At 68.4% G+C, this 6,447-nt stretch carries 5 protein-coding genes and 1 pseudogene; 4 read left to right on the plus strand and 2 right to left on the minus strand.

What is annotated here, in order from left to right; translation table 11 throughout:
• Positions 1–66 precede the first annotated feature (66 nt).
• Positions 67–612, minus strand: a pseudogene (locus tag ADL25_RS52500) (MBL fold metallo-hydrolase); the annotation flags it as partial.
• 441 nt (positions 613–1,053) lie between these two features.
• Here ADL25_RS52500 and ADL25_RS40885 point away from each other — a divergent pair.
• Positions 1,054–2,481 (plus strand): MFS transporter, encoded by a 1,428-nt coding sequence (locus ADL25_RS40885; protein WP_199839302.1) that lies wholly within the window; start codon positions 1,054–1,056, stop codon positions 2,479–2,481.
• A 198-nt stretch (positions 2,482–2,679) separates the two neighbouring features.
• Here ADL25_RS40885 and sigJ read toward each other — a convergent pair whose 3' ends face one another.
• Positions 2,680–3,618 (minus strand): RNA polymerase sigma factor SigJ, encoded by a 939-nt coding sequence (gene sigJ / locus ADL25_RS40890; RefSeq protein ID WP_059133014.1) that lies wholly within the window; start codon positions 3,616–3,618, stop codon positions 2,680–2,682.
• Between the two features lie 229 nt (positions 3,619–3,847).
• On the opposite strand from sigJ, the gene ADL25_RS40895 reads away from it, so the two are divergent.
• From ADL25_RS40895 to ADL25_RS40905, 3 genes are all read left to right on the plus strand, one after another.
• Positions 3,848–4,318 (plus strand): nuclear transport factor 2 family protein, encoded by a 471-nt coding sequence (locus ADL25_RS40895; RefSeq protein WP_059133019.1) that lies wholly within the window; start codon positions 3,848–3,850, stop codon positions 4,316–4,318.
• 163 nt (positions 4,319–4,481) lie between these two features.
• Entirely contained in the window at positions 4,482–5,063 is a 582-nt protein-coding gene (locus tag ADL25_RS40900; RefSeq protein WP_059133015.1) for an NADPH-dependent FMN reductase, read from the plus strand.
• A gap of 380 nt (positions 5,064–5,443) precedes the next feature.
• On the plus strand, positions 5,444–6,447 hold a 1,004-nt coding region (locus tag ADL25_RS40905), incomplete at its 3' end, for an RNA-guided endonuclease InsQ/TnpB family protein (RefSeq protein ID WP_234381259.1).

Raw genomic sequence — 6,447 nt, forward strand, 5'->3', positions numbered from 1 at the left:
GGAGGCGACGGTCACGGTCGGTCGGGCGGCGGCAGGGACTGGGGTGAAGGTGTGCGCCCATTCCACCACCCGGATGGTCTCGCTCAGGTTGCGCAGGGTATTGGGGGCGGCGATGATCTCCGCCCCACGCTCGTGGACCCAGCTGTTTCCGCCCGTGTGGTCGAAATGCCAATGGGTGTTGACGAGGTACCTGATGTGGGAAGCCCCGAGCTTCTGCAGGGCGCGTTCCGGCTTCCGGCGAGAAACGGCGATGCCGGCGTCGACCATGAAGGCGCCGTCCTTGCTCGGCAGTACGCCGATGATTCCGCCTGACCCCTGGAGCAGGTACACGCCACCCCGAAGCGGCGTCACGGTGATGGGGCCTCGGGCGGCGGCGGCATTGAGCACATCGTAAGGGTTTTTCCGCTTTTCCTGCACGCTGGGTGATGGAGTGCTAGCCGATGCAAGCGAGGGCGGCGCGCCCAGGGAGCACGCCGCCAGAACCGCAGCGATCGCCGCCTTCCCCAGGGTGTTCATCTCCCGTTTCATGGTGGAAGCTCCTTTCACTGCCCCCATCGCAGGAGTCTCGTCCTGTGATGGGCTTCGGTGGCGCCTCCGCAGGCCGAGCATCATCCATCGTTCGGCAGCTCAACCCGCTCCGCATTCCAGCGGGACGCGCCAGGCCGCGCTCAAAGGTTGCCTGCGTCCTGCTGGAGGACGTCGTGGCGTCGGGGTGGCGGGTGCCGTCTCCACGGACATCGCGCCGGCTTTGACACCCGCCTTCGCCGGCGTAGTCGCAGCCCGCATCTGCCACCGCCGCCTCACCAAATGAAACGACGTCTGAAGCCGATCGAGTGAGCTAGCTGCTCCTGAAGACTTCGCCTGAGGCCATCGGTGACACGGTGGCGAGCCGGGTCGGCCGCTCCCGCAAGCCGCGTGGCCGGTCGCCGCACCCGCTCGGACCCACTTCCGCGGCGGAGGCGAGTTGAGCAGCCGAGCTCCTGCAACCTGCGGTATATATCCGGTGTTGCGCGTGCTGGGTCAGACCCTGCGCGGACGGATGGAGTTGGCGCAGTGGCGTTCGCGGAGTCGGCCGGAAGCAGTGATTCCCTGCCCTCTCCCGAGCCGGCGCCACGCTCCGAGCGACGTTCCCGGGCACCGCTGCTGGCGGTGTGCGCCGGATACTTCATGGTGATCCTGGATGTGACGGTCATCAATGTCGCCGTACCGGTGATCGGCCGCGAACTGGCCGCATCGCTCACCGGCATCCAGTGGATCACCGACGGATACACCCTGGTCTTCGCCGGTTTCCTGCTGACCGGTGGTGCGCTGGGCGACCGGCTCGGCAACCGCCGGATCTTCTGCGCGGGTGTGGTGGTGTTCACCGTGTCCTCGGCCGCCTGCGCGCTCGCACCGAACTCACCCTTCCTGGTGGTGGCCCGCCTGGTGGAGGGGCTGGGCGCGGCGCTCATCGTGCCCGGTTCCCTGGCCCTGCTGCAGCAGGCCTACCCGGCGCCGGCCGCACGCTCGCGGGCCTTCGGCCTGTGGGGAGCGATGGCGGGCATCGCAGCCTCCGCCGGTCCGCTGCTGGGCGGGCTTCTGGTCTCCACGGTGGGTTGGCGCTGGGTGTTCCTCATCAACCTGCCTGTCGGCGTGGCCTGTCTGGCGCTGACGCTGCGGCATGTCGCTCGCTCGCCCCGCTGCTCCGCCAGGACCCCGGACTGGCCGGCGCAGTGTGCGGTCGTCGCGGCGGTGGCCCTACTGACCGCGGCGCTCAACGAGGCGGGGCGGCGGGGCTGGTCCGATCCGGTCGTACTCGCCGGAGCTGGTCTGGCCGTGCTGGCCGCCGCGGCGTTCGCCGTACGCGAGCGGCTGGCCCGGTCGCCGGCACTCCCGCCGAGCCTGCTGCGTTCGCGTGCGCTGAGCGGTGGAGCCGTCATCGGCCTTCTGTTCAATTTCGGCTTCTACGGGATGGTCTTCACCGCCAGCCTGGAGTTCCAGCACCAGCGCGGCTTCACCGCTCTCGGCACCGGGCTGGCGCTGTTCCCGGCGGTCGCGATGACCATGTTCGCCTCCGTCCTGTCCGGACGGTTGTCCCGCGGCACCGGTGATCGTCCGCTGGTGATCTCCGGCATGCTCCTCGCCGCACTGGGGCTGGCCGGCTGGGCCGCGGCCGGCGCCGACCCCGCTTATCCGCTACTGGTGGTTCCGATGATGGCCGCGGGATTCGGTACCTCCTTCGCCCTGACCGGCTCCACCGCCACCGTGATGGGAGCCGCGCCCCAGGCATACTCGGGGGCCGCCTCAGCCCTGTTCAACACCACACGTCAGATCGGCAGCGCCACCGGCGTAGCACTCGGCGGCAGCCTGCTCGCCTCGGCCACCGACTACAACGCCGGGCTGCGCATCAGCATGACCATCGGCGCGCTCGCCTACCTGACCGCCGCAGGCCTTGCCTGGCGGTGTGTGCCGGCGAAGTCCCAGCGAAGTGCGGCGACTTGAGTCCGGGGTGCCCGAGGCGTCACCGAGCGGGCCATAGCACGGACGGGGTCGACCGCCTCAGCTGGAACAGGCGGCAGCCCTCGGCCGGGCGTGCAAGGGCTGCCCGGGCCGACTCATGCGTGCTGACGTCGCCGTGTGTACGTCGCCAGCCGGAGGGCGGTCAATGGCACCGACTTGCGGCAGGCCGCCGGGGACGCATCAACCGTCCGTGAAAAGCCGCAACTTCTCCGGATTGCGTACCGCCCAGATGTGCCTGATCCGGTCGCCCGTGATGTCGAATGCGTACACCGTCACGGTGACACCGCCGTCCTGAGCCACCAGACCGGGCTGACCGTTGACCGTGCGTTCCAGGTGTGTCAGGTCGGGGACCCGTTCGGCGATCTCGACCCAGGCACGGGCGATCCGCTCGCCGCCCGTGATGGGGTGCAGCGCGGCGTTGGCGAGGCCGCCGCCGTCGGCGATCGCCGTGGCGTCGGGGTCGAGGAGGCCGACGAGGGCGTCGATGTCCTTGGCCTCCCAGGCTTGTTTGAAGGCCTTGACGATATCCGCCTGGCGGGCCGTCGAGGGCGCGGGAGCCTGCGACGAGGCGTGGATACGGCGGCGGGCCGAGGAGGCCAGCTGGCGGCACGCCGCCGGTGTGCGGCCGACGATCTCGGCCACGTCGGAGAAGGGGTAGCGAAAGACATCGTGCAGGATGAACGCCACCCGTTCGGCCGGCGTCATCGATTCGAGCACGACCAGGAAAGCCATACTCACCGACTCGTCGAGGGTCACCCGATCGGCCGGGTCGGCCGAGGAGACGCCCGGCCGGACGCTGATCCACTCCGAGCGTTCGGGCAGCGGCTCGGGAATCCATTCGCCCACGTACCGCTCACGCCGGACCCGTGCCGAGCCGAGCAGGTCGAGACAGATGCGGCCGGCGACCCGGGTCAGCCAGCCGCCGGGGGAGCCGATGGACTGCTGCTGGTCCGCGGACATGGCGTACCACCGGGCGTAGGTCTCCTGTACGACGTCTTCGGCGTCTGTCAGGGAACCGAGCAGCCGGTAGGCGAGATTGATCAGTTGACGCCGCTCGCTCATGATCACACTCAGGCTCGGCTCGGACGTGCCGTGTCCCGGCGCGGATGCGGTGCTCATGGTGCCGTCAGCTCCCTCGGTCGCCTTGTGCCCTCTGAACCTCCGACGAGACGGCGGGCCGGATTATGAGGCCGGTCCGCCGCCTCACAATCCGCGGGAGTGCTTCGTCGGACTGCTGAGACGAACACGCTTCCGCGAGCAGGGAAGCCCAGCGAAGTCGGGGTCGGCGGTTGACACCGCCACAACCAACTGAGGCTTTTCGAGCTCGTGTTGTGACATGGAGGAAATGATGACCGACTTTCGGGTGATCGCTGACCGTGTCGAGATCGAGGCACTGCGCGGCGAGTTCACGGACGCGGTGATGATGCGCGACTACGACCACGTGGCGTCGCTCTTCGCGCCCGAGGGGGCGTTGCGGATGCCCAACATCCCTGTCGAGCTCACCGGGCAGGCCGCGATCCGCGCCTGGGGCGAGCGCGTACCGGCTTTTGTGGAATTCCTCGTGCAGACCACCCATCCCGGCGTGATCCGGCTGGACGGCGACCTGGCGTCCGGCCGTTCCTACATGCAGGAACTGGGACGCGGCCGGGACGGCAGGTCGGAGATCAACTACGCCATCTATCACGACCGTTACCAGCGCACATTGGCCGGCTGGAAGTTCACCGAGCGCGTCTACGAGGTCAGGTACCGCGACCGGAGTCCGCTGGCGGGCGCGGCAGCCGGGATGCTCGTCGACCGGTCGGCCGGAGACGTGTCTTGAGCATGAGCACGACGGTGACCACACCCGCAGCGGTCCAGGCTTCCTGGCCGCCCACAGCGCCGCGAACCGGAGTCGCCGGGCGGCGGCACACGGCACCGTCTCACCGCACCGACCGGAAATCACGCGACCGGAACACACCGCAAGCAGAGCAGGAGAATCAGCGATGACAAGGATCGGCATCATCATCGGCAGCACTCGCCCGGGTCGCAACGGCGAACAGGTGGCCGCATGGTTGCAGGAGCTCGCCACACAGCACGCCGGGGAAGCCGCCGTGTTCGAACTGCTCGACCTGAAGGAGTTCGAACTTCCGCTGCTGGACGAACCGGTCCCCGCCCTCGTGGTGCCCGGCAGCAATCCGCACACCCGACGCTGGGCGGAGCGGGCCGCCTCGTACGACGCGTACATCTTCGTCACGCCCGAGTACAACGGCGGCGCTCCCGCATCCCTGCAGAACGCCATCGACTATCTCTACCGGGAGTGGACGCACAAGGCGGTGGCGTACGTCGGCTACGGGATCTTCGGTGCCGTGATGGCGGTCCAGGAGCTGCGGGGGCAGGCAGGACGGCTGCGGATGGCGGACATCGGACCGCAACTGACGCTGACGCTGCGTGACGACTTCGTGCAGAACACGCAGTTCAAGCCGCAGGACCTGCACACTTCGAAGGTGTACCAGCTCGTCGACGAGTTGCTCGCCTGGAGCACCGCGCTCGCGCCACTGCGCGCTGCCGACCAGGCCGCTGTCTGAGTAGCGGCGCACACTGTCAGCATGCGCTTCGCCCTGGCGCTTGGTGGCGGGGAGATGGGGCGTTCCGTGACTCGTGATGGTGGGGGAGCGGGGTCGGGGCGAGCCAGGACCGGGAGAGGGGATGATCCCGGCCCGGACCGAGGGTTGGTCAGCCGTGCGAGGCGAACGCACGGCTGACCGTCCACCGTGTCCGCGGGCCGGCCGGGGAACCACTCCGAGGGCCGAGGACGACCTGTGCACAGCCTGTTCGGAGGGTTCACCGGTCTCTCGTCAGGGAGCCGGGGGCTTCAGCCGCGGGAGGAATGGCTCCCTCGTGGGGAGCCCCGTGGCGGTGGAGTGCTCTTGACCGACAGCAGTTGATTTCTCGTCAGCTGTCATATGTGTCTGCTCATGACGCGGACGCACTGGCAGCGACCCTGCGTGCCTGCAACCGGGCCGCGAATGCCGCCTCCGAGGTGGCGTTCGACCGTGATCTGAAACGGCGCAACGGGCTGCAGGAGGCTGTGTACCACCGGATCAAGGCCGACTTCGACCTCGGAGCACAGGCGGCCGTCCGCACCATCAAGAAGGTGTGTGACGCCTACGCCACCCTGAAAGCGAACATCAAGGCCGGGAACCTTGGGCCGGAAGGCGGCAAGCGCCGGATACGGGCCGAGAACAGGCCGGTCCGGTTCCGTGAGGGCGCGGCCCAGCCGTACGACGACCGCATGCTGACCTGGAACCTTGACGAGCGGACAGTCAGCATCTGGACGGTGGCGGGCCGGTTGAAGGGCATTGCGTTCGTCTGCTCGCCCGAGGCGATGAAACTCCTCGCCTCCCGCAAGGGCGAGTCGGACCTGGTGATGCGGGACGGCATGTTCTTCCTGACCGCCACTGTCGACGTGCCCGAACCGGCACCGTACGAGCCCACCGGGTTCCTCGGTGTGGACCTCGGCATCGTCAACATCGCCACCACCTCGGACGGCCAGATCATGTCCGGCCGCCAGGTCAACCGCTACCGCAAGCGGCACCGCGACCTGCGGACCACATTGCAGAAGAAGCGGACAAAATCTGCCACACGCCGGTTGAAGAGCATCCGGCGGCGGGAATCCAGGTACGCCACCCAGCGCAACCACATCATCGCCAAGAAGCTCGTGCACACCGCTGAACGCACCTTGCGGGGCATCGGACTGGAAGACCTGTCCGGTATCCGGCAGAGGGTTACGGCCAGGAAAGACCAGCGGGCACGACTGCACTCCTGGGCTTTCGCCCAGCTCGGCGCGTTCATCGAGTACAAGGCCAGGCGGGCAGGTGTCCCCGTAGTACACGTGGACCCGAGGAACACCTCCCGCCAGTGCTCCGAGTGCTGGCACACCCACCGGTCCAACCGGATCGACCAAGCCAG

The sequence above is a fragment of the Streptomyces sp. NRRL F-5122 genome (genome assembly GCF_001507435.1).
Classification (GTDB): Bacteria; Actinomycetota; Actinomycetes; order Streptomycetales; family Streptomycetaceae; genus Streptomyces; species Streptomyces lannensis.

Excerpts from the sequence above, each read along its gene's own strand:
- sigJ (WP_059133014.1), bottom strand. The coding sequence starts at position 3,618 with ATGAGCACCGCATCCGCGCCGGGACACGGCACGTCCGAGCCGAGCCTG.
- ADL25_RS40895 (WP_059133019.1), top strand. The coding sequence starts at position 3,848 with ATGACCGACTTTCGGGTGATCGCTGACCGTGTCGAGATCGAGGCACTG.
- ADL25_RS40900 (WP_059133015.1), top strand. The coding sequence starts at position 4,482 with ATGACAAGGATCGGCATCATCATCGGCAGCACTCGCCCGGGTCGCAAC.